This window comes from Shewanella mangrovi (assembly GCF_000753795.1).
GTDB classification, from domain to species: domain Bacteria; phylum Pseudomonadota; class Gammaproteobacteria; order Enterobacterales; family Shewanellaceae; genus Shewanella; species Shewanella mangrovi.
In genome coordinates this window covers 87,958-110,045 of the sequence record NZ_JPEO01000002.1, presented here as the reverse complement: position 1 = coordinate 110,045, position 22,088 = coordinate 87,958, and the positions used below count along the sequence as shown (strand labels likewise).

Here is a 22,088-nt window from a genome sequence, read left to right as displayed (position 1 = left end):
AATTACCTTCCAATTAATTCATCTGCTAGTGGATGTTAAGAAGTTGCTTTTTAACCATTAAGTGCTATACCTTCTTGACGAAAAGGCAAACTTGTAGAAATGCAGGGACGCAAAGCCACGGGTCTTCTTCAAGATAGCCGGGTTGTCGAATGATATTTAAAACGACACCTGGCTTTTTGTTTGTCCAGGATTTATTAAACCTTCTAAAAACGGAAAACATGGAGGTTTATATGTGTAATATTCGTAAGCTAACCGCTGCGATGTTAATGTTTAGTTCTGTATCAGCATTTGCTGTTGATGATGTAACATATTTTTCTGATACGTTGCAAAAGAATGATTTAATTTCTGCAATTTATAGAGTGGAAATTGATCCTATTAGTAGTCACGCAAACCTAATACCTCTGCCCACCGATTTAGTACCAGCTGATGGGATTGTTCCATATGATCACATCGATGCGCTAGCCGCGTCTCCCGATGGCAAAATTCTTTGGTTAATTAACTCGCGCGAAGATGTTGTGAGCGAGCTGATTAAATATGAAGTTGACAGTGCAACCTTGATGTCAGTGGGAGTTATAGAATGGCCAATAGCAGATGAAAAAGGCGATATCGATCAGGCCACGGTAGCTCCGGATGGTACACTTTATGTCACCAAAAAAGTTGTACACCATCTATATACCATTGATACTTCAAACGCCAAGGCCACATTGGTTGGAGATGTAAATGGAGCTCTAACAAATGGTGGGGATATTGCTTTTGATCAGTTTGGTTCTCTTTATTTATTGAACCAAACATCTCTGTACGATTTGACGTTACCAGGTTCTCCGCCAGCTCCTGTTAATGCCGTTGAAATTGGTGGGGTTGACGAAGGCTATACAGGTTTGGCGTTTCGCGTAGGTGGAGTGGGTAATCTAATTGGCTCCAATAAGGGAAACAATTCCTTCAATGAACTCAGTGTGGTAGATGGTTCACTCATCGTTTCATATCCTATGTATCTAAATGGCGGACTTTTTGAGCACAACCTAGGTGGGGATATGACTACTGGTCCGTTAGTGATGTGTAGCAAAACTATTGGATACTGGAAAAACCATTCCTGGCTGGGAGCTAGCGTCACTATAAATGACATGAGTGATGAATTCGCTATTACTGAAGTAATTGGGCGTTTTGGGACTAAGGCCGAAGGAGATAAGCCTTATGATGGGATGCTTTGGCGTGCAAAAGGAAAGACATACAGCATGCTCTATGCCCAATTAATTGCAGCCAAACTCAATACCAGTAACTCCTATACAGTAGATTTACTCAATACGGCTGAAGCCTTTTTAGATGGAAAAGGCTTCGATGACCCTGTAAGTAAAGCTGACAGAGCCATGTATTCTAAGTTGGTTGAGGCAGTGACAGCATTCAATGAAGACAACCACTGCGATAGTGAATAATTTCCCATATTGATTACACAATGTTGTGGACACAAAAACGGTCTTCAGAAACTTGAAGGCCGTTTTTATTAGATCTGTAATAACACCGTTCTTCTCTAGAGAAGAACTTCAAAGGAAACTACCTGAGATCAAGATAATCCCAAGATCGTGTTTTGGGGATGTGACGAAAATGGATTGTTGTTCAGGTGGTTACGCGCTATGTTTCCTCCTACACAGGGGAAGAGGCAAAACGTCACTTCCCATACCGATAGTTAGCTGTGTGCGTTTTTCTCGTCCAACGAGGTAAACGCGCATGCGCACTAATAAAATGTTATATGTATGTATAGAGTCACGATAATTTGCGAAGGCTTATCGTCAAATGAAGGTAAAGAAGCCTCAGACGATATAGCTCAAGAATTTAGGGAGCATAGGGATTGGCACAAGAACCCGATATTCACATGGGACGGTGAAAAACTGATTCTTACAGTCGAGAATGACTTTGACGATGATGGCAAAGCAACATTAGATGAATTCGGCGATTGTCTGGCTGCATACGTGACTGACTACTTTGACTGCACTATAACAATCGATTCCGTAGCAAAGATATGAGTGCAAAACATATAACAAGCAAAGGCAGCATCGCCCTTTGGGCTGGACGCGCTAACACGCGCCGCTGCTTTGGTCGTTAGGCGAAAAATGGTTTTGAAAAGTTATCTAGAAGGCTCATTTCCAGAAGGGTTGTCATATAACAACGCGGTTCAGCTTTGCCTACGTCTGTATTGCTCTGTGGAAGGTCTTCCTGAGTCTCTACATGTTCAATGCACAAAGGATAACTTGGCGTCAGTATTTGCTGAAATGGCTCGGGAGAAATTCATCATAGGTCAAGCTAAAGAGGCCTCATTTTATGGTGCAAGCCACTATGATGTTTCCGAAAAAGAACACTGGATAGAAGTAATAGGCTCTATATTTAGGGACGGTGAAACAGTTGATTCGGAGTTGGGGCGTAACTTATTGAAGCGCCTAACAAAAAATTAAGGTTCGCCCGCAAGCGGGCTGGGACCTTAATAGCTTCGCTATTTCGGCCCCTTAATTGAGCGTTAATCCATAGAAATTTTAATCCGAAAGAGACTAATTAGAGCAAAGTGTCTATCTCGTTTATGTCCAAAAGCTTTCTAGTTGAGAATCACTTTGAATGTGATCACCGAGTGGTGGTCACACAGTGGTCACATTCGTGACCGATTGTGGCCATCGTGATATGAGTCGCTTTATTTTTGATTAAAGAATAAACAATTATAAAAATTTAAGAAAAATATATGACAATGGTCAGAATATCGCGTTTTGGTAGGATTTTTAAAACCTTAACGCGTTGATTTTATGATGTTTGGTACACCCGAGTGGACTCGAACCACCGACCCCTACCATGTCAAGGTAGTGCTCTAACCAGCTGAGCTACGGGTGTAAAGAAGAGTTGTTCAATTTGGTACACCCGAGTGGACTCGAACCACCGACCCCTACCATGTCAAGGTAGTGCTCTAACCAGCTGAGCTACGGGTGTATCGTTGCTAGTAATAGTTACTAGCGGGAACGGACGCTATATTAAAGTCGACCGAGTTACACTGGCAAGCGAAAATATCAAAAAAATGACTAAATGGTGATTTGCTGGTCAACTCGCTGATATTTAGTCGCTTACATCGCCTTATTAAGCCAATTCGTAACCAATAGCCCGTCGTTTAATGATCCTTAGTCGAAGAGAAAACATCAATGCTGCTGATGACAATCCTGCGATTAGGCCTGTCCAAAATCCGTAAGCGCCTATATGCGGTACGATAATATCGGTGCGGGCTAAGGTATATCCTAGCGGCATTCCAATCAGCCAGTAGGCGATAAAGGTAATATAGAATGCGCTTTTGGTATCTTTAAATCCGCGCAGGGCGCCGGATGAAATGACCTGCACCGAATCTGATAGTTGGTAAACCGCTGCCATCAACATAAGGCCCGAAGCCAGTTCGATAACGTCGGGCGAGTCGTTATAAAGCGCGGCGATATTCGCCCTAAACACCACGGTAATGACTGCGGTTATGCTGGCTAACGCTAACCCGAGTTGAATCCCTGTTTTTGCGACTAAAGCACTTTGTGTTGTTTGATGGCGACCTAGGTAATAGCCCACGCGAATCGAAACTGCGACACCAATAGACAGAGGCACCATAAACACAATGGACGAGAAATTAAGCGCGATTTGGTGGCTTGCGACAACATCTGCGCCCAATGGCGCCAACAGCAGCGCGATTACCGCAAAGATGCTTACTTCAAAAAAGAGTGCAAGGGCGACCGGAAATCCCAAACGAACTAAACCAGTGATAGTTTGCCAATCCGGTTTGGCCCAATGCTGAAACAAACTTATTTCGTCGAATTTGCGGCTGAGGTAGATGTAAAGCAACATCGAAAGGAACATGGCCCAGAAAACAATAGCAGTTGCGACGCCACAGCCTGCTCCGCCCATGGCCGGCAGTCCAAAGTAGCCATGAATAAAAATGAAATTGGCAGGAATATTAATGGCAAGGCCAATAAAACCGATAAACATCGCCGGTTTAGTGTAGGAAATTCCCTCACCACAGCTTCTTACAACCTGATACAACAACATCCCGGGAGCACCCCATAAAATGGCGCTGATATAGCGGGTTGAAATATCTTCTAGTGCGGGCTCTAACTGCATCTGGCTAATCAGCAGATTAGAAAAATGTAGGATTAACATCACCACCAAGCCGCCGACTATGGCAATATACGTGGCCTGAATTGCCAACGGGCCGATTTTGTTGGACTCACTGGCACCGTGATGATGTGACATCAGTGGCGTAATCGCCATGAGCATGCCTTGAAAAAACAGTATCGCCGGTAACCAGATGCTGGTGCCAACCGCGACAGCTGCCATATCGGCAGCGCTCACACGTCCAGCCATTACTGTGTCGATAAATCCCATCAGGGTTTGTGTGACTTGCGCAATCAGCACGGGAAAGGCAAGTTGTAAGATCCGTTTGGCGTGAAAACCAGCGTGTTCCATGATGTATCCAAAAGCGAGTTAACTATGTTTACAGGTATTGTGCAGGCAAAATGTGAAGTCCGAAGTATTGATAAAAAAGTGGGACTTCATACGCTTGGTGTCGCTATTCCCCAAGCGTTACGGTCAGATCTGCAAATAGGTGCGAGTGTTGCGAATAACGGCGTTTGTCTAACCGTGACAGCTGTGGCGGATGATAGGGTGTTTTTCGATGTGATGGAAGAAACATTAGCACTCACCAATCTTGCCGAAGTTCAAATTGGCACGCAGGTGAATATTGAACGTTCATTGACATTTGGCAAAGAGATCGGCGGCCATATTCTCTCGGGACATGTTCACACACAAGCAACAGTGGCGCAGGTTGATTTGACGGAAAGTCACTATAACTTACAACTGTCTTTTGATCCGGCTTGGCAAAAATATATCTTTTATAAGGGGTTTATCGGCGTTAACGGTTGTAGTTTAACCGTGGGGGAAGTTGCAGAAGGGCGTTTCTGGCTGCACCTTATTCCTGAAACGCTACGTCTGACCAATTTGGCGGATTATAACGTCGGGATGAAGTTGAACCTAGAAATAGACAGCCAAACGCAAACCATCGTCGATACTGTCGAACGGGTGATGGCACAACGCGCAGAAAACGGCATCTAGCCGTTTTCATCTAGTAATACTGTTCATCATCGGCATCTACGTGAAGTTTAATTGTTTGATGCTGATGATCGATATGCATTCTCACGTGGATCGGATTGCAGCAAATATGGCAGTCATTGTAGAAGTCTTGATCGCCTTGAGTTGTGTCAATTTCCACAGCTTGGTGATGACCACAATGGGGGCAACAGATAGTCTGGCGTTTCATGTTGACGTCTCCTAATTCACCTTCTCTTAAATCAGTATAGAAGCTGTTTTGATGGCTTGAAGTGGATTGTGAGGCATGAATTTCAACAAATATTTGCCCTCATTTTTAGATATCGGCCTAACCTAAGTAAAAACCGTCATTTAGGCTTGCTTCAGCATGAGCTCCTACCGTAAAATTCGCCCTTCGCGTGCGGGTTACATCGCCACTGTATGGTGATGTCGCAGCGCGTAACGACTCTAATTTTAACATGATGACCAAGTGGCCCTACGTGTGGGTCACCACTGGATTAAGGATTACTCATGCCTGTTATAACTCTCCCTGACGGGAGCAAACGTGAATTTGCTCAACCAGTTTCTACTCTTGATGTTGCTGCTGATATCGGTCCAGGTCTGGCGAAAGCCTGTATCGCTGGCCGTGTTAACGGTGAATTGAAGGATGCCTGTGATCTGATCGCTGATGATGCAGAACTGGCAATCATCACCATTAAAGATCAAGAAGGTCTGGAAATTGCGCGTCACTCATGCGCTCACTTGCTCGGTCATGCCATTAAGCAACTTTGGCCTGAAACCAAAATGGCGATCGGTCCAGTAATTGATAACGGCTTCTATTATGACGTTGATCTGGAACATAAACTGACCGAAGAAGACATCGCCAAACTCGAAGCGCGCATGATGGAATTGGCCAAAACCAATTACGACGTTGTCAAAAAAGTCGTGACCTGGCAAGAAGCACGTGACACGTTTGAACAGCGTGGTGAGCCATACAAAATGGCAATTTTGGATGAAAATATCAGCAAAGATGATCATCCAGCGCTGTATCACCACGAAGAGTACACCGACATGTGTCGTGGTCCTCATGTACCTAATATGCGTTTCTGTCAGTTTTTTAAACTGATGAATGTTGCTGGAGCTTACTGGCGTGGTAATTCAGACAACAAAATGCTGCAACGTATCTACGGTACTGCTTGGGGCGATAAGAAAGCCCTTAAAGCGCACTTGGTTCGCTTGGAAGAAGCTGCTAAGCGTGACCATCGTAAAATTGGTAAGCAACTCGATTTGTACCACATGCAAGAAGAAGCACCGGGTATGGTGTTCTGGCATAACGACGGTTGGAGCATCTTCCTCGAGTTGGAACGCTTCATTCGTGGTAAGCTGAAAGAGTACGATTATCAGGAAGTGAAAGGTCCATTCATGATGGACCGCGTGCTGTGGGAACGTTCTGGTCACTGGGATAAATATGCCGATGCCATGTTTACCACCAGTAGCGAAAACCGTGAATATGCCATCAAGCCAATGAACTGCCCAGGCCATGTGCAGATCTTCAACCAAGGCTTAAAGTCATACCGTGATCTGCCATTGCGCATGGCAGAATTTGGTAGCTGCCACCGTAATGAACCGTCAGGCGCATTACATGGTTTGATGCGTGTGCGTGGCTTTACTCAAGACGATGCGCATATCTTCTGTACTGAAGAACAAGTGCAGGCTGAAGTTAGTAGCTGTATCAAAATGGTATACGACACCTACGAAACATTCGGCTTTAAAAATATCGTAGTAAAACTGTCGACTCGCCCTGAAAAACGTATCGGTGACGATGCAATGTGGGATCGTGCAGAAGGTGCACTGAAAGAAGCGCTGACCAATAACGGCATTGAATATGAAATTCTGCCGGGTGAAGGCGCCTTCTACGGTCCGAAGATCGAATTCACTTTGCACGATTGCTTAGACCGCGCCTGGCAGTGTGGCACAGTGCAGTTAGATTATGCATTGCCTGGCCGTTTAGGCGCCGCTTATGTTGCCGAAGACAATAGTCGCCAAGTACCGGTGATGATCCACCGTGCAATCCTCGGTTCACTGGAACGCTTCATCGGTATTTTGATCGAAGAGTATGCTGGTAAATTCCCCGCTTGGTTGTCGCCAACACAAGTGGTAGTGATGAATATTACCGATAAACAGCAATCTTATGCTGAAGAGATAGTGAATTCATTCCAACAACAGGGAATTAGAGCCTGTACGGACTTGAGGAATGAAAAAATAGGCTTTAAAATACGCGAGCACACGCTGAAGCGAGTTCCTTTCCTTCTGGTCGTAGGTGATCAAGAAGTTGAAAACCGTGAAGTAGCGGTACGAACCAGGGACGGAGTGGATTTGGGCAAAATGCCTGTTGAGGATTTCACTGCATTAGTAACTGAAAGAATTTCGCTCCGTAGTCTAGAGTTGATGGAGGATTAGGTCATAAAGATCAAGAAGACATCGGGCCGTCAGGCGGCCGCAAACAGAATTAACGAAGAAATCACCGGCTTATCACAAGTACGTTTAGTCGGTGCCGACGGTGAACCTGTTGGTGTTGTTGGCATTAGAGATGCCCAACAACAGGCAGATGAACAGGGTTTGGACTTAGTTGAAATTAGTCCAAATGCTGAGCCGCCTGTATGCCGTATCATGGACTACGGTAAATTTTTGTTCGATAAGGCTAAGGCCCAAAAAGAACAGAAGAAGAAGCAGAAACAGGTCCAGGTGAAGGAAGTTAAATTCCGCCCTGGTACTGATGAAAACGACTATCAGGTAAAACTACGCAACCTGATTCGTTTTCTAGAAGATGGGGACAAAGCGAAAGTTACGCTGCGTTTCCGTGGGCGCGAGCTAGCGCACCAAGGGTTAGGTATGGATCTATTGAACCGTATCAAAGCCGATTTGGACGAAGTTGCAGTGGTTGAGTCATTTCCAAAAATGGAAGGCCGCCAAGCTGTGATGGTGCTAGCCCCCAAGAAAAAATAGTAAGGCACCAAAAGTAGCTAGCAGATGACATCAGTTATCTGCTTCTCGCCTTGCGTTTTATTAATTATCCCAATGCGGAGTTTTTGTAATGCCAAAAATGAAAACTGACCGCGGTGTAGCTAAGCGTTTTAAGAAAACCGCTAATGGTTTCAAACGTAAGCAAGCTCACCTGCGTCACATCCTGACCAAGAAAAGCACTAAGCGTAAGCGTCATCTGCGTGCTAAGTGTCTAGTTGCCAAAGCTGACGTGCCTATGATTGCACGCCAACTACCATACGCTTAATAGGAGATTGAAAAATGCCAAGAGTTAAGCGTGGTGTAACTGCACGTGCTCGTCACAAGAAAGTTCTTAAGCTTGCCAAAGGTTATTACGGTGCTCGTTCACGTACTTATCGTGTAGCGGTACAAGCAGTAATCAAAGCTGGTCAGTATGCTTACCGTGACCGTCGTCAGAAAAAACGTCAATTCCGTCAACTGTGGATTGCACGTATCAATGCGGCATCTCGTCAAAATGGTCTGTCTTATAGCCGTTTCATAAACGGTCTGAAGAAAGCCTCTATCGAGATCGATCGTAAGATCCTGGCTGATATCGCAGTATTCGACAAAGTTGTTTTTGCAACTTTGGTTGAAAAAGCAAAAGAAGCTCTGGCTAACTAATTTATTAGTGCCAAGAGTTGTAAGAAGGGGACCTTAGGGTCCCTTTTTTATTGCTTAAATTTCTTTGTATCGTTTTGTTTGGATATTTTTGAGCGTAGTTTACTGATGCCTTTGCAAAGGAGTAAGTCGTAAACGTTTAGATGCGACTTTAACCTTTATAGGGCTAAATTTAGGGCAATAAAAAAGCGCTCATAAGAGCGCTTTTTTCTCGATAACGATGAATTACTTAGCGTTCATTAATGCAACCGCGTTATCCAACATACGGTTACTGAAACCCCATTCGTTATCATACCAAGACATCACTTTTACCAAACGACCGTTAACACGGGTTTGGGTCGCATCAAAGTTTGACGAGAAGGCATTGTGGTTGAAGTCGATAGAAACTAAAGGCTCTTCGTTGATGCCCAATACTTCACTCATCGGTGCAGATTGCGCTGCTTTAGTGATGATTGCATTGACTTCTTCAACAGTGGTGTCACGAGAAGCGATAAATGACAGATCAACCAGAGATACGTTAGCGGTTGGCACGCGAACAGCCAAACCATCGAACTTACCTTGCAATTCTGGAACAACCAAACCTACAGCTGCAGCCGCGCCAGTTTTGGTTGGGATCATCGACAAGGCTGCAGCACGCGCACGACGTAAGTCTTTGTGATAAACGTCAGACAGCACTTGGTCGTTGGTGTATGCGTGAATCGTGGTCATCAAACCAGATTCGATACCCAGCTCTTCGTTTAGCGGCTTAGCGATAGGTGCTAGACAGTTGGTGGTGCAAGAAGCATTTGAGATAACCGTCATATCAGAGGTCAATACATTGTTGTTTACACCGTAAACAACTGTTGCATCAACATTCTTACCAGGTGCAGAGATAATAACTTTCTTCGCGCCAGCATCTAGGTGAGGTTGAGCAGTTTCTTTAGAAGTGAAGATACCAGTACATTCAAATACTACGTCAACCTTAAGTTCACCCCAAGGCAACTTAGATGGATCACGTTCAGAATAGGTAAGGATTTTGTCGCCATTAACATAGATAGCTTCATCATCGTGTTCAACAGATGCATTAAAGCGACCATGAACAGAATCATACTTAGTTAGATGAGCATTTGTGGTGGCATCACCCAAATCATTGATCGCAACGATTTGAATTGGGTAGTTCTTTTCGCTTTCATAAAGCGCTCGCAAAACATTGCGTCCGATACGGCCATAGCCGTTAATTGCTACGCGGATAGTCATTTCATATCCCTCAGATATACTTAATATAAACTGGTAATAAAATTACAAAAATGCATGATTTAGTCAAGCTGAATTGACTTTAAATCCGGAAATCTGGCCAACCTAAGTGCTATTATTTTGCTTTCTTCCCAAAGCTGAAAAATAATTAAGAAACCATAACAATGTTGGCAGGTTATTTGTATGACAAAATGAGCCTGTAGTCAAATAAACTATGGCATTTAAATGTGGTGGTTTTATGAACAAAATGCCAGCATTTAGGGCTCAATAGTGATGGTTTTTTCAGATTGCTACTTTGAATAAGCCAGTCGTTTAGGCCAGTTAGAGTCGTTAAAGTCTCCAGACTCCAACGCATCAGCTAAGTCTTCTGCTTCGTTATTCAATTGCTTAAGCAAGGCAGGTTTAGCACCTATGATTGCTTCTAACTGTTGGGCGTTGACGTTGCGTTGCGTTAGTAAGAGGTTTGTTTTTTCTAACAGATAGTGTTCTTCAGGGAGATCCAAAATTTCATAAGCGCGCGCCATGCCAAGTAACCAATCAGGTTTGAACTCTGACTCATCCGCATAGTGAATAGCTGCTAAATAAAGTGAAAGTGCTCTTGGCGCATCAAACTTAAGATAGTGGCCAGCAAGCGCAGTAAGAATGGTAGGGTCCTCTATTGGATGTTTTTTCTCCGCTTCAATGAGTTTATAAAGCGCATTTTCATCACCTAAATGCGTCCATTGGTAATAGGAGAGGTAAGGGGTGTTCGCACTCTTTATTGAGTCTTGCAGCTCAGCGAGCGATTGAGCGCTTAACGCGTAAGCACGAGCTCGAACATTGGTGCGTTCTGGATTGTTAATATGCTGCACGCCTGAAGCGCGCCACATACATTTATTATACTGCTCTAAACTAATCAATAAATCGTAGAGCTGTTTATCAGACGGCTTTTCGTCGGACTCTTTTACGGTCAGTCGATTATCAACCAATATCGCCCGTTCGGTTCTGCACCAACCATCAGTATGCAAATCTTCACAAATTTCAGGATTATTTTTACAGATCCGCTCGGTTGGAGTGAGCCGATCACAGCCTTGGAGGAGTGATATGAAACAAAATGACGTAATTATTACGAAAAACCGTCTCAAAACGCCTCCGATAAAGAAAAAAGTGCAATAAAATTACATGGTTACGAAAAATTAATTACTGGTCACTATTGGCGTCTTTCATTAAAATGTCGCCAACCGTAATCGTTAATACCGTTAGAGTACCCATCGATTATTGGTTGTTTCTTCTGTTTACTCAATCAATTCCGATCAAATATTCGGAAATGAGCGTAAAGGATCAGTTAATGAGCGCGGACAAACACCTGAAAAGTTGGCAAGAACGTTTTGAACTGGCTGAAGTAATGCAGCCAATTCTTGGTAAGCTCTATCGAAATCAAGGCGTTGAAGTTGTGGTATATGGTCGACCACTGCTTAATGCATCCACTATCGACATTATCAAAGCACACCGTTTGGTACGTCGTTTTGTGGGAGACAAGCTGCGATTAAGAGAGAGTTTCCCTTTCCTTGAGGCGCTGAGTAAGTTGCCTGTACGTCAATGCAAAGTTGATATCGGCAAGTTGGCGGTCAAGTACTGGAAAGAGCATACCAATACAGACGCTATCGAAGCTTATATGCAGCAAGAGTTAGCGGCAGCGATTGCTTGTAAAGATGAAGTACAACCTCGAGACGTTGTGCTCTATGGATTTGGCCGTATTGGTCGCTTGTTAGCGCGTTTACTGATTGCGAAGACTGGGCAAAGCAACAAGCTTTGTTTGAAAGCAATTGTTTTGCGTGGCGGACGCGATGGCGATTTGGAAAAACGTGCGAGTTTGTTACGTCGCGATTCAGTGCATGGTCCTTTCAACGGTTCAGTTGAAGTCGATGTCGAAAATAATGCCATTATCGCCAACGGTACTTATATCCAAGTAATCTATGCAAATTCGCCGAGTGAAGTGGATTACACTAAATACGGTATCGAAAACGCTTTAGTCGTTGATAACACAGGTATCTGGAAGGATGAGGCTGGGTTAGGTCAACATCTGCAATGTCCAGGTGCTGCAAAAGTATTGTTAACCGCTCCTGCTAAGGGCGCCATTAAAAACATCGTATACGGTGTTAACGATAGCGACATTACAGAAGAAGATATTATTGTTTCTGCTGCAAGCTGTACCACTAACGCGATTACGCCGGTGCTTAAGGCGATCAATGACGGTTATGGTATCAGCAGCGGTCACGTGGAAACTATCCACTCATATACCAACGATCAAAACTTGATTGATAACTATCATAAAGCTGATCGTCGTGGACGCAGTGCACCCTTAAATATGGTGATTACCGAAACGGGTGCAGCAAAAGCTGTCGCAAAGGCGTTGCCTGTATTAGCGGGTAAACTGACTGGTAACGCGATTCGTGTACCTACACCGAACGTTTCTTTGGCGATTTTGAGCTTGAATCTGAACAAAACCACCAGCAAAGATGACATTAATGATTTCCTCAAAGATGTCGCATTGCATTCGGAGTTGCAGAATCAAATCGACTACACCGATTCGACCGAGATAGTGTCGAGCGACTTGGTTGGCTCAAGATATGCCGGTGTTGTGGACTCACAAGCCACAATTGCTGAAGATAATCGTGCCAATATTTATGTGTGGTATGACAATGAATACGGCTATAGCTGCCAGGTTGTTGGTGTCATGCAAAAAATGTTGGGGCTTAACTTTATGAGCCTGCCGCTATCTGAATAATTTGATTAAGGTTGTAGTGGCTGAGTTTTATCCACTACAACCTCATCAACCTGCTGAAATTGCTCAAATAATGGATGATTTTTTGAAGATTGTGCAAATAGACAGCATACAGCACGAAATTGGCATATTTTCCTAAATCATTGATTGACTCCACCATCCAAATCAGTAGAATTCCATCCCGCAGTCAACGAGAACTTTCTTAACTGCAACGCGACATTAGCTCAGTTGGTAGAGCGATACCTTGCCAAGGTATAGGTCATCGGTTCGAACCCGATATGTCGCTCCAAAGATGGCGCGATGGCAGAATGGCTATGCTGCGGATTGCAAATCCGTCGATCTCGGTTCGACTCCGGGTCGCGCCTCCATTACTCGATGCCCGAGTGGTGGAATTGGTAGACACAAGGGATTTAAAATCCCTCGCTGGTTACAGCGTGCCGGTTCAAGTCCGGCCTCGGGTACCATTTCATCGAGTAATACGGTCTAAGACCTTCCACAGAACCCGCATATTAAGCGGGTTTTTTGTTTTCTGCCTTTCCAAAATAGTCTATAACTGTCTAGGCAAATACCCCCATCTCTGGGGGTACTTCTGGGGGTACATCGAGATACCCCCAAAATCGGTACCCCCAAATTGGTGGAGTAACAGCATGGCAGCAATGACAGCTAAAGAGGCGGCAACCGCTCAGCCTAAAGACAAAGACTACAAACTATCCGATGAAAAAGGACTTTATCTGCTAGTCAAAAAGACTGGCCGTAAATACTGGCGTATGAAGTACCGGTATTTGGGGAAAGAGAAAATCTTGGCGATAGGTGTATACCCTGATGTGTCTTTAAAGGATGCGAGAGCCTCGCGCGATGAAGCACGCAAGCTACTTGGCCAAGATATCGACCCAAACGAATCAAAGCAGCAGGCAAAGCAACAAGCAATGATGTCGGCCGCCAACTCGCTTGAAGCTGTCGCGCTTGATTGGCTGAAGGTTAGATCTGCAGATAAGTCGGCTAGCTATCAAACAAGAGTACAAAGAGCGCTTGAACTCGACGTATTCCCCACACTTGGCAAACTGCCCATCGCTGAGATTAACGCCCCCAAACTACTTGCTGTATTGCGCTTGGTTGAAAAACGCGGCGCGCTCGAAACAGCTCATAAGCTTAAAAACTACATCAGCCTGATATTTCGTTATGCGATCGCCTGTGGCTTGGCAGAACGGGACCCGGCATCTGACCTCAGAGGTGCATTAACCACAAGACAAGTGAACCACCGCGCAGCGATTATTACTCCAGCCGATGCCGGCCGCTTGATGGTACGTATTGATTCATTCGACGGTACCACAACCGTTAAGCATGCCCTTAAGCTTTCGGCATTGTTCTTCTGCAGACCAGGTGAATTACGCCAATTGGAATGGTCAGAAGTGAATTGGAAAGAGAAGGTAATCGAAATCCCTGCTGAAAAGATGAAGATGCGTGAATCCCACATGATCCCGCTATGTGATCAAGCTGTTGAGCTACTGCAGGAGTTGTATGCCATTAATAGCCGCTCTAAGTACGTCTTTCCCAGCGCTCGAGGCGCTAGCCGTCCAATGTCTGAGAATGCTGTCAGGACTGCACTAAGGACCATGGGCTATGCCAATGAAGATATGACCCCTCATGGTTTTAGAGCAATGGCACGGACGTTACTGGATGAAGTGTTGGGTTACCGCATTGAATGGATTGAGCAGCAGCTGGCGCACGCGGTTAAAGATGCCAATGGCCGAGCTTATAACCGCACCAAGCATTTGGCGCAGCGCTTCGAAATGATGCAACGTTGGGCTGATTACTTGGAAGAGCTCAAGGCCCAGGCAGAAGTGGGTAACGTCATCAGCGCCAACTTCGCTAGGGGCTAAAACCAAGTCATTTACCACCACTGGGGAGGGGCGGGTAAAATCCCTACAGCCCCTTATGCCGGACACCGTGCGCTTAGGTGGATTTTTATCGCCGCGAAATTAAAAATTTACTTAGCGCAAATTGCCACCTTTGAGAAATTGCGTTTAGACCTATTACCACCTACTACCACCAGCCAGAACCCTTGATATAGCTGGGTTTAAAGCGGTAATAGGTTTTTTATTACCCTTTACCTACCAACTACCACCTAATACCAGTAGAGAAAAAGGCCTTTTGTTATCTGGTTTTCAACTGGTATAGGGTTTAAATGTGGTTAAACAGTGACATAGAAAGCGTGTTTAGCGTTATGCTAGTGATCTGTTCAGATTTACGCTGAGCAGCATTGCCAAGGCTAGGATCGCTACCGAAAAGGGTGTGTAGCCCTCTACACCCCGCCTTGGCGCCCAACACAGTGGGGGCGTGTTGACGCGTGGCGGTCGTGTGCCTAGCGCGTGAACGACACGAGGGCGTGTTATGGCTGACAAGTCACATCAGAAACCACATCATTTTTCGCTACCTGTGGAATATTTTTCAATTCAAAGAGCTGCGAAGTTTTTTGAGTGTGAAGAAGAAGATCTATGGCACATGCGTGAAATTGGTGCTATTCAATTCTGCGTAAAGTTGGAAGGCATGATTCCAATAAAAGCTATTGAATTCTCAGACAATTCACTTCAATGGCACCAATTCAATGGACTATTTGAACAAGCATTTCCAAATAGATATGCAGAAATTTTTAGAACTACCGAAAATGTTACCGTAGTACAAAATGGGGAGGCAGATGTTAGATCTCCGGCGTATTTTGTTGACGGCATTTGGGCATTGAGTCAGGACTACGACATAGATAACAGCGATTCACTAAGCCTTATTGATAAGCAAAACGTATTGTTAGAAACATCAGTTGAAAGTGGCACTGACTGCAAATTAACAAAAACAATTTTGATACGTTTGTCGCTAGATCTAGATGATACCTTAGCTACAAAGCTAATAATCTTGCGCGCAGATCTAAAGAATATATTTGATTCAACTAAAAATGGTGAACCACTACCTAACCGGTATAACAACGCACTGTTGAGAGCTGCTGCAGTAGAAAGGATCAAAAACCGTCCAACCGAAAGGGTTAGTTCTAGGCATGCTCTATTTATCCGCTTGGCTCTTAGAGCCAAGTTTGGTCTTGACGAACGTGACTTAACTGATGCTAAAAAGGTAAAGCAGATAATTGATAATGAATTGAAAGATTTTCCAGATATGGCTGATGATCCATTTTCCGAAAAAACAATTAGCAACTGGCTTAAGTGATAGGTACCAAGTAAGAAATTAAGACGTAGTCTCTTATTTTCTAAGATACATAACTAACTGAATATTAACTATTTTAAAAATATCCCGTTAATTTCGTGAGCTAATTTTTTAGTCATCACATCATTACCACGTAGTCGAAAGCAGACAAAACGAGGTAATGATGGACTATACGAACCCACCAGCAAAACCACGCCTTATTCGCATGAATGAGGTTACCCAACGCATTGGCCTGTGTAAGGCGAGTGTTTACAACCGCATTAACTCCGGAGACTTCCCTAAGCCCGTTAGCATCGGCGGCGGCCGTGTAGCATGGCTTGAGTCAGATATTGATCAATGGATTGAGTCGCGGCTGTCAGCTGCTGGCCATGAAGCTGCATAAGGGGGAGTAATGGAAGCACAACGAACAGTCATCAAGTTGTCTGGATCTCTCGCAGCTAAATTCGGCAGAACACATGTGCGTTACCTCGACAGTGGAAGTACTCGAGAGGCTTTTAGCGCTTTAAAACACACACTGAAAGGCTTCGAGCAATTCATCATCGAGCAGGCTAAGTATGGAATGCGCTATGCGATATTCCGTAACGGCAAGAACGTTGGCGAAGATGAATTCGCTTTAGCTGGTACCCAAGAACTTCGCATTGTACCGGTAATTCAAGGAAGTAAGCGCGCCGGAGTGCTGCAGACCATTATTGGTGCGGTGTTAGTTGTTGTAGGCGTTTTTACTACGATATTTGGCGATTACAGCGGTTCGGTTATCGCTGCTGGCGTATCAATGATGGCTGGCGGTGTTGTTCAGATGCTGTCACCACAAAACCTTTCCATGTCAGATTCCGAAGATTCCGGTACCAGCTACGCCTTTGGCGGCGCGGTAAACACTTCTGCCGCAGGTAACCCAGTCCCAGTTGGCTACGGCAAGCGTAAAGTCGGTGGTGCGATTATTAGCGCAGGCATTTATACCGAAGATCAACGCGCTACGTCTAATGCAACGGCATTTGGCAATAGAGACAAATTCGGGACCATCGAGGATTAACGCTATGGATATGAAAAAAGCCGCCCCGAAAGGCGACCTCAAAGACCAAATGAAGCATACGCCAGCCGCTAACGATGGGCAACCGCCAAAGCCAGCTTACCAACAAGAGCGTGTGTTATTAGCCATGATGTACACCGGCAGCATCACGGCTCAAGAAGCCGAAAGGGCGCCCATTTATGCTCGTCACCTTAATAGTGTTGTTAGTGAGTTGAGTAATCGAATGACGCTAACAGTTCTCAGGCAGCCTGAAAAGGTTAGAGGGTACGCCAAGCAAGTGTGTACGTTAAACCGCTATCGTTTGGCTGAGGATCAGCTAGATAAAGCCAAGTTGCTTATCGACCATTGGCGCTCGAAACGCGGTGCTGACCCTATCTATTGGTCACAATTAACGCTCTTACCTTTGGCTAGCTACTTCAACCTAAGGGAGGTGGCGTAATGTTTATGCATTCTGTTGCAACGTCCACCAGCAATCTGTATTCTTTCGTTGTTGCCGCAAAATCGGTAACCGACTTTAGCAGGTCGAACACACAAAGGCGCATAGGCGCCAATCAGATAGCAGGCGCTTTTTTTGTGCCTGGCTGTTGTATCTATGGCAGCTGTGCGCGGGACACCTTCGGGTGTGCCGGGTTCCTTTGTGTCCGGTCTGCTAACCCGCGTACAGCTACCACCATTCGATTAGCAGCGAATTGCGGTAGCTCTGAACATCACAAAGGAGCTACATCTATGAAGTTACCTTCACCTCTAGCGTTTACGTTACGTAAGCGTATATCTGCACACAAGGCTATGGCCTTGGCCGCCCTAAACGCCGATTCAAGTCTCAGTGTTCGTTTGAACCGCTATAACCGCCATATGAACAAAGCTCGCGAGCTTGAACAGCTTGGGGGTGAATTATGAGCCTATCGATCGTCAATAGCGGCAATATCGCCCAACAGAACAAGCCTAAAATCCACATTGAGAACCCAGAGGACTCACTGCCAGCGCTGTTAATACAGTTGCTTAAGCATGTTGACGTAAGTTTTGGTGCTGTCCCGATTGATTTAATTAACCTAACGCTCGGAACTTGCCAAGAGATTGGATTGGTGCTCACCACCGAACTTGATAATAAGCAGTCGAGTTACTTAAGCCGGACGCTAAGCACGCTATCACATGATCAGTTTCTACAGTCAGTAGCATTGGAAGCAGTGTTAAACGTTCCAGTAAGGCAGGCATAGCATGACATACCAAGAGCAACTGGCATTTGCCCGTGCTTTTGGTCTGTTAACTGAGCAACTTATTCTTGATGGTGTGATCCACAGAACGGGGACTACCTCGAAACCAAGAAGCCGCAACGGTTGGTATCTTGGTTTTGAGCAGCCGCCGTTTCTGATGGTTGGCGACTGGCAAACTGGTCAGCAAGATATCTTCAAGGGTAATGGCTCTGTGACTTCCGAAAGTATTGAGCAGCAACGGCAAATTACCACTCAAATTACGCAACTAAGACGGAAGCGTCAAAGCGCAGCTACTGAGCAAGCCAATCGTATTTATAGCGGCGCCATGGATGTGATTAGTCATCCCTATCTAATTGATAAGCGGATAAGCCAGGTAAATGGATTACGTAGCCATAGTGGGTTGTTGCTAGTGCCACTATACGACTTAAGCGTAGGTAATGACGCGCTAGTAAATATCCAGCAGATTGCCGCCAATGGGCAAAAGCGCTTTATAGCCGGTGGCAGAGTTCAGGGTACTTGCTTCCCGATTGGTTTAAGCGGCTTCAATGGTGCCGGCGAGGTTTACATTGCCGAAGGCGTGGCAACGGCCGTAACGGTTAGTCAGCTAACCTTACGACCAACGCTCGCGGCAATGAATGCGAATAACCTTACCCACGTAGCGCAACTTGCTAAACAGCTTTGGCCACAGGTTGAGATAGTGATCGCGGCAGATGATGACTACCTCACTGAGTTAGATAAGGGCATTAACCCGGGACAAGAAAAAGCACTGCAGGCGGCTCGAATGGTTGGCGGCAAAGTTTCTACTCCACCATTTACCGCCGCGCAACGCGAAGCCGGTTTAACTGATTGGAACGACTACCAGAACTCGCAAGAGGGGGCAGCATGAACGCTATTGCACAGATTGAACCCACAATGAGCAGCCGTGAAATAGCTGAGCTTACCGCGAAGCGTCACGACAACGTTAAACGCACGATTGATAAGCTGATTGAATCGGGGGTTATTACTTCTCCTCAAATTGAGGAAAAGCCCACAGCAGGCCGTCCATCTGTCGAATACCTGTTTTCGGGGGAGCAAGGTAAGCGTGACAGCATTGTCGTTGTCGCTCAGTTGTCCCCGGAGTTTACCGCCCGTTTAGTGGACCGCTGGCAAGAGCTTGAGACTCTGCAAGCGAAACGGCCTTACCCTCAGATTCCTCAGTCATTCGCGGAAGCATTACAACTGGCAGCTAATCAGGCCAAATTGTTGGAAGAACAGGCGCCAAAGGTGGAGTTCTTCGACAAGTTGGTTGATCGCGATACGTTGATGAATGCCGGACAGGTCGCACAGAAGCATGGTATGTCGGCTTATCGCCTTAATAAGCTTCTTGATGACTTAGGTGTCTACAACAAGTCGGTAAAGCGCGGGCGCCAGTTTAGTACATGGTTTGTTGAGCGCGGGCTGGGCAAGTTGCGGCAAACAGAACTGGGATACTCTCAGGCACTATTTTCCACAGCTGGTGAAGCGTGGATTTGTAAGAAGTTAAACAGTAAGCAGGGGGCAGCATGAGTGCACAGCCTGACAATGTGGTCAGTTACCACGCTAGGCAGCCTGATTGGGATGGTGTAGACGCTGATAACAACCCATACAGCGAAGCAGACCTTAAACGACTGCGCGAAATGAATCAGCGTTACACCCATGTGGTGGCCAGTGGCAAAAACCGTATTGTTTCTGAAAAGCCTTGCCCAATTAATGGCAAGACCTTCGTATTTGAAATGCCAGAGGAGTTTCGGCAGCAGTTCACCAATAAGACAAAGATCGGTAATAAAAGACCTGGTGCCGCGTGGTTCGATTGGCCGGGCAAGAACTTTAAGCAAGGTGGTATTGGTGTATACCCCAACCAAAGCGATTGCCCAGAGTCTGTGTTCAATCTGTACCAAGGTTTCGCTATTGAACCAAAGCAGGGCGACTGTGCGTTGTTTCTGGAGCACTTACGCGTTGTGCTTTGCCGAGGAGATGAAAAAGTATTTAGCTATCTGGTCCAGTGGTTGGCTCATATCATCCAACGGCCTGAGGAAAAACCTTCTGTAGCTGTCGTACTGAAATCAGTAGAGGGAACCGGAAAGGGTACGTTATTTAAACCGTTAAAGACCATTCTGGGTGGTATGGCTGTTCAAGTGAATGGCGCCGAACAGATCACCGGTAAGTTTAATTCGCTGGTGGCCAACAAGCTGTTGGTGTTTGGTGATGAAGTGGAGCTTACCGATAAACGAAGTGCTAACCGGCTAAAAGGTCTCATATCGGAAACATCGGTGACGGTCGAGTTTAAGGGCATAGATGCACAGCAGGTACCAAATTACGCGCGTTTTATCTTCGCTGGCAATGGCGAGCACATCATTTTAGCCGGCGTTCGCGAGCGGCGTTATCTGTTACTCGAACCAAGTAGCGAAAAGGCACAAAACAAAGCCTATTTTGATGCGTTACACGATTGGGCTGACAATGGTGGTGCTGAGGCGTTACTGGATTATCTGCAGCAGTTAGATATCAGTGAGTTTGACCCGCGGCGCGCACCAGTGACTAAAGCACTCATAGAAGAGAAGCTAGCTAATCTCTCGTTGGCGAATACCTATGTACTCGAGCAACTGACTCAGCCTAAGCCGTTCACTGATGCACCACGCATTGAGACGGAGCTGTTAATTGGCGTGTTTATTGATTGGGCTCATAACAACGGGGACAGCTTATCTAAACCCCAAGCCGCCTCTAGTTTAGGTAAGACCTTAACCCGCATTGGGGTTAAAAAGATTGGACGTACAGATCGTGGCAACGGGCAAGTGTTCTACGAATTCCCGCCGCTGGTGGATATGCGCCGAGAGTTCGCAGCAATATTCGGCCATAGTGCTGATGAATTGTTTAGCTAACATTGTATGCCAAAGGCACTACGGTAAATCAAATGGTTACACCTTAGTGTATCGTCAGCCGAATTGATTAAGAGACCTTTGTTCCGTGGTATTGGGTCGCGGCGGTGGTAGTAGGTAGAAAAATAACCGAATACCACCTCTAGCCCAGTCATACCAAGTGTTTCAGCAAGTGGTATAGGGTGGGGAGGGTAAAAGCCCGCTTTTTACGGGTAGGTGGATATATTTCACTGATACCTACAGATACATAAGTGATGAATACGCACCAAATAAGTCCATAGCGGCTTGATTTTGTCGTATAGGTCACTTTATGAACGGCATAGGTGGACAGAACGCCGTCATCCATTTAATGATGAATTAGACAAACTGATACATTGTTAACTGGAGTGTTTAAATGGACTTATTCCTAAGGTTTAACAGCAAGAACGTTCAAGACCGACAGATGGATACCCTTATAGGCATGTGTAAGGGGCTGATGGCCGATGGCGTGCTAGTTCAAGCAGAGGCTGAATTCCTACAAGCTTGGCTTGTGCAAAACAGCTTCAACGAAAACCCAATCATCAAAAACCTGCTCGATAAAGTTACCTCAATGCTTAGCGATGGTGTTCTCGATGCTACTGAGTCTGCTGAACTATTCCAGCTTCTTAAGCAACTCACCGGGGAATCATCAGAGCTAGGAGAACTCGCTAAGACCTCCAACTTACCAGTTAATACCCCACAGCCGAATTTGATATTTGAGAACCATGTATTTCTGTTTACCGGTACATGTGCCTTTGGTACTCGCCGTCAGTGTGAAGATGCCATTTTAAAGCTAGGTGGACGTTTGGCTGGTGGCGTTACCAAGTCACTCGATTACCTTGTCCTCGGCTCTTACGTTACTGATAGCTGGGCACATGAGTCATTTGGTCGGAAGATTGAGAAGGCCATGGCTTACCGTGAGGACGGCATTCCGCTAGCCATTGTTACCGAAGAGCATTGGATTAATCAGGCTGGTTTGTAGACATTCC

General features: G+C 45.5%; 22 protein-coding genes, 5 tRNA genes and 1 riboswitch. Of the genes, 21 read left to right on the top strand and 6 right to left on the bottom strand.

Translation table 11 applies throughout. The features are described 5' to 3' along the window. The first annotated feature begins 74 nt into the window (after window positions 1-74). Window positions 75-150, top strand: a riboswitch (cyclic di-GMP riboswitch). Together HR45_RS03030 and HR45_RS03020 are read left to right on the top strand one after the other, a co-directional pair. Next, on the top strand, window positions 150-1,430 hold the full coding sequence (locus tag HR45_RS03030) for an NHL repeat-containing protein (protein WP_156103995.1): 1,281 nt from the start codon (window positions 150-152) through the stop codon (window positions 1,428-1,430). It overlaps the preceding riboswitch by 1 nt. A 675-nt stretch (window positions 1,431-2,105) precedes the next feature. Next, complete coding sequence (locus HR45_RS03020) at window positions 2,106-2,444, top strand: hypothetical protein (protein WP_037439633.1); 339 nt, start codon at window positions 2,106-2,108, stop codon at window positions 2,442-2,444. Window positions 2,445-2,791: 347 nt separating this feature from the next. Here the strand turns inward: HR45_RS03020 and HR45_RS03015 are convergent. The 3 genes from HR45_RS03015 to HR45_RS03005 form a co-directional block, all read right to left on the bottom strand. Then, window positions 2,792-2,868: transfer RNA gene (locus tag HR45_RS03015), tRNA-Val, on the bottom strand. 19 nt (window positions 2,869-2,887) lie between these two features. Continuing rightward, window positions 2,888-2,964, bottom strand: a tRNA-Val gene (locus HR45_RS03010). Window positions 2,965-3,108: 144 nt separating this feature from the next. Beyond that, a complete protein-coding gene (locus HR45_RS03005) occupies window positions 3,109-4,467 on the bottom strand; it encodes an MATE family efflux transporter (protein WP_037439631.1) in 1,359 nt (452 codons plus the stop codon). A gap of 24 nt (window positions 4,468-4,491) precedes the next feature. Here HR45_RS03005 and HR45_RS03000 point away from each other — a divergent pair, with 24 nt between their 5' ends. Further along, entirely contained in the window at window positions 4,492-5,112 is a 621-nt protein-coding gene (locus HR45_RS03000; protein ID WP_037439629.1) for a riboflavin synthase, read from the top strand. Between the two features lie 10 nt (window positions 5,113-5,122). Here the strand turns inward: HR45_RS03000 and HR45_RS02995 are convergent, their stop codons facing one another. Next, on the bottom strand, window positions 5,123-5,317 hold the full coding sequence (locus tag HR45_RS02995; RefSeq protein WP_037439627.1) for a CPXCG motif-containing cysteine-rich protein: 195 nt from the start codon (window positions 5,315-5,317) through the stop codon (window positions 5,123-5,125). A 299-nt stretch (window positions 5,318-5,616) separates the two neighbouring features. On the opposite strand from HR45_RS02995, the gene thrS reads away from it, so the two are divergent. The 4 genes from thrS (at window position 5,617) to rplT (ending at window position 8,748) form a co-directional block, all read left to right on the top strand. Beyond that, window positions 5,617-7,545 carry a threonine--tRNA ligase gene (thrS, locus tag HR45_RS02990; protein ID WP_037439625.1) on the top strand — a complete coding sequence of 643 codons (1,929 nt, stop codon included), beginning with the start codon at window positions 5,617-5,619 and terminating at the stop codon, window positions 7,543-7,545. A gap of 3 nt (window positions 7,546-7,548) precedes the next feature. Further along, window positions 7,549-8,091, top strand: coding sequence for a translation initiation factor IF-3 (gene infC / locus HR45_RS02985; protein WP_037439623.1), 543 nt, complete (start codon window positions 7,549-7,551; stop codon window positions 8,089-8,091). Window positions 8,092-8,179: 88 nt separating this feature from the next. Then, the gene (gene rpmI / locus HR45_RS02980) at window positions 8,180-8,374 is read left to right on the top strand and encodes a 50S ribosomal protein L35 (RefSeq protein WP_037439621.1); all 195 of its coding nucleotides are present in this window, start codon (window positions 8,180-8,182) and stop codon (window positions 8,372-8,374) included. A gap of 14 nt (window positions 8,375-8,388) precedes the next feature. After that, window positions 8,389-8,748, top strand: a complete 360-nt coding sequence (rplT, locus tag HR45_RS02975) for a 50S ribosomal protein L20 (RefSeq protein ID WP_037439620.1) — start codon at window positions 8,389-8,391, stop codon at window positions 8,746-8,748. A gap of 222 nt (window positions 8,749-8,970) precedes the next feature. Here rplT and gap read toward each other — a convergent pair whose 3' ends face one another. Together gap and HR45_RS02965 are read right to left on the bottom strand one after the other, a co-directional pair. Next, window positions 8,971-9,981: a type I glyceraldehyde-3-phosphate dehydrogenase gene (gene gap / locus HR45_RS02970; RefSeq protein ID WP_037439618.1), complete on the bottom strand. Its 1,011-nt coding sequence runs from the start codon at window positions 9,979-9,981 to the stop codon at window positions 8,971-8,973. A 287-nt stretch (window positions 9,982-10,268) separates the two neighbouring features. Beyond that, window positions 10,269-11,102: a DUF2989 domain-containing protein gene (locus HR45_RS02965; RefSeq protein WP_037439617.1), complete on the bottom strand. Its 834-nt coding sequence runs from the start codon at window positions 11,100-11,102 to the stop codon at window positions 10,269-10,271. Window positions 11,103-11,305: 203 nt separating this feature from the next. Here HR45_RS02965 and HR45_RS02960 point away from each other — a divergent pair, with 203 nt between their 5' ends. The 14 genes from HR45_RS02960 (at window position 11,306) to HR45_RS02895 (ending at window position 22,081) form a co-directional block, all read left to right on the top strand. Next, the gene (locus tag HR45_RS02960) at window positions 11,306-12,745 is read left to right on the top strand and encodes a glyceraldehyde-3-phosphate dehydrogenase (protein WP_037439615.1); all 1,440 of its coding nucleotides are present in this window, start codon (window positions 11,306-11,308) and stop codon (window positions 12,743-12,745) included. A 210-nt stretch (window positions 12,746-12,955) separates the two neighbouring features. Next, window positions 12,956-13,031, top strand: a tRNA-Gly gene (locus tag HR45_RS02955). Window positions 13,032-13,036: 5 nt separating this feature from the next. Beyond that, a tRNA-Cys gene (locus tag HR45_RS02950) sits at window positions 13,037-13,110 on the top strand. Between the two features lie 9 nt (window positions 13,111-13,119). After that, window positions 13,120-13,206: transfer RNA gene (locus HR45_RS02945), tRNA-Leu, on the top strand. Window positions 13,207-13,389: 183 nt separating this feature from the next. Further along, a complete protein-coding gene (locus tag HR45_RS02940) occupies window positions 13,390-14,622 on the top strand; it encodes a tyrosine-type recombinase/integrase (RefSeq protein WP_037439612.1) in 1,233 nt (410 codons plus the stop codon). Between the two features lie 511 nt (window positions 14,623-15,133). After that, a complete protein-coding gene (locus tag HR45_RS02935; protein ID WP_037439610.1) occupies window positions 15,134-15,955 on the top strand; it encodes a hypothetical protein in 822 nt (273 codons plus the stop codon). Between the two features lie 160 nt (window positions 15,956-16,115). Then, window positions 16,116-16,334 carry a helix-turn-helix transcriptional regulator gene (locus HR45_RS02930; RefSeq protein ID WP_052074516.1) on the top strand — a complete coding sequence of 73 codons (219 nt, stop codon included), beginning with the start codon at window positions 16,116-16,118 and terminating at the stop codon, window positions 16,332-16,334. Between the two features lie 9 nt (window positions 16,335-16,343). Further along, window positions 16,344-16,982, top strand: coding sequence for a tail assembly protein (locus tag HR45_RS02925; RefSeq protein ID WP_081933367.1), 639 nt, complete (start codon window positions 16,344-16,346; stop codon window positions 16,980-16,982). A gap of 4 nt (window positions 16,983-16,986) precedes the next feature. Beyond that, a complete protein-coding gene (locus HR45_RS02920) occupies window positions 16,987-17,418 on the top strand; it encodes a hypothetical protein (protein ID WP_052074446.1) in 432 nt (143 codons plus the stop codon). A 454-nt stretch (window positions 17,419-17,872) separates the two neighbouring features. Next, window positions 17,873-18,193 (top strand): hypothetical protein, encoded by a 321-nt coding sequence (locus HR45_RS02915; protein ID WP_037439607.1) that lies wholly within the window; start codon window positions 17,873-17,875, stop codon window positions 18,191-18,193. A gap of 1 nt (window position 18,194) precedes the next feature. Further along, window positions 18,195-19,076: a toprim domain-containing protein gene (locus HR45_RS02910; protein ID WP_037439605.1), complete on the top strand. Its 882-nt coding sequence runs from the start codon at window positions 18,195-18,197 to the stop codon at window positions 19,074-19,076. Further along, window positions 19,073-19,735 (top strand): Rha family transcriptional regulator, encoded by a 663-nt coding sequence (locus tag HR45_RS02905; RefSeq protein WP_037439603.1) that lies wholly within the window; start codon window positions 19,073-19,075, stop codon window positions 19,733-19,735. The genes HR45_RS02910 and HR45_RS02905 overlap by 4 nt, the downstream gene beginning before the upstream one ends. Further along, entirely contained in the window at window positions 19,732-21,084 is a 1,353-nt protein-coding gene (locus tag HR45_RS02900; protein ID WP_052074445.1) for a DUF5906 domain-containing protein, read from the top strand. Before HR45_RS02905 ends, HR45_RS02900 begins: the two co-directional genes overlap by 4 nt. Before the next feature lie 439 nt (window positions 21,085-21,523). After that, window positions 21,524-22,081 (top strand): BRCT domain-containing protein, encoded by a 558-nt coding sequence (locus tag HR45_RS02895; RefSeq protein WP_241461044.1) that lies wholly within the window; start codon window positions 21,524-21,526, stop codon window positions 22,079-22,081. Window positions 22,082-22,088 lie beyond the last annotated feature (7 nt).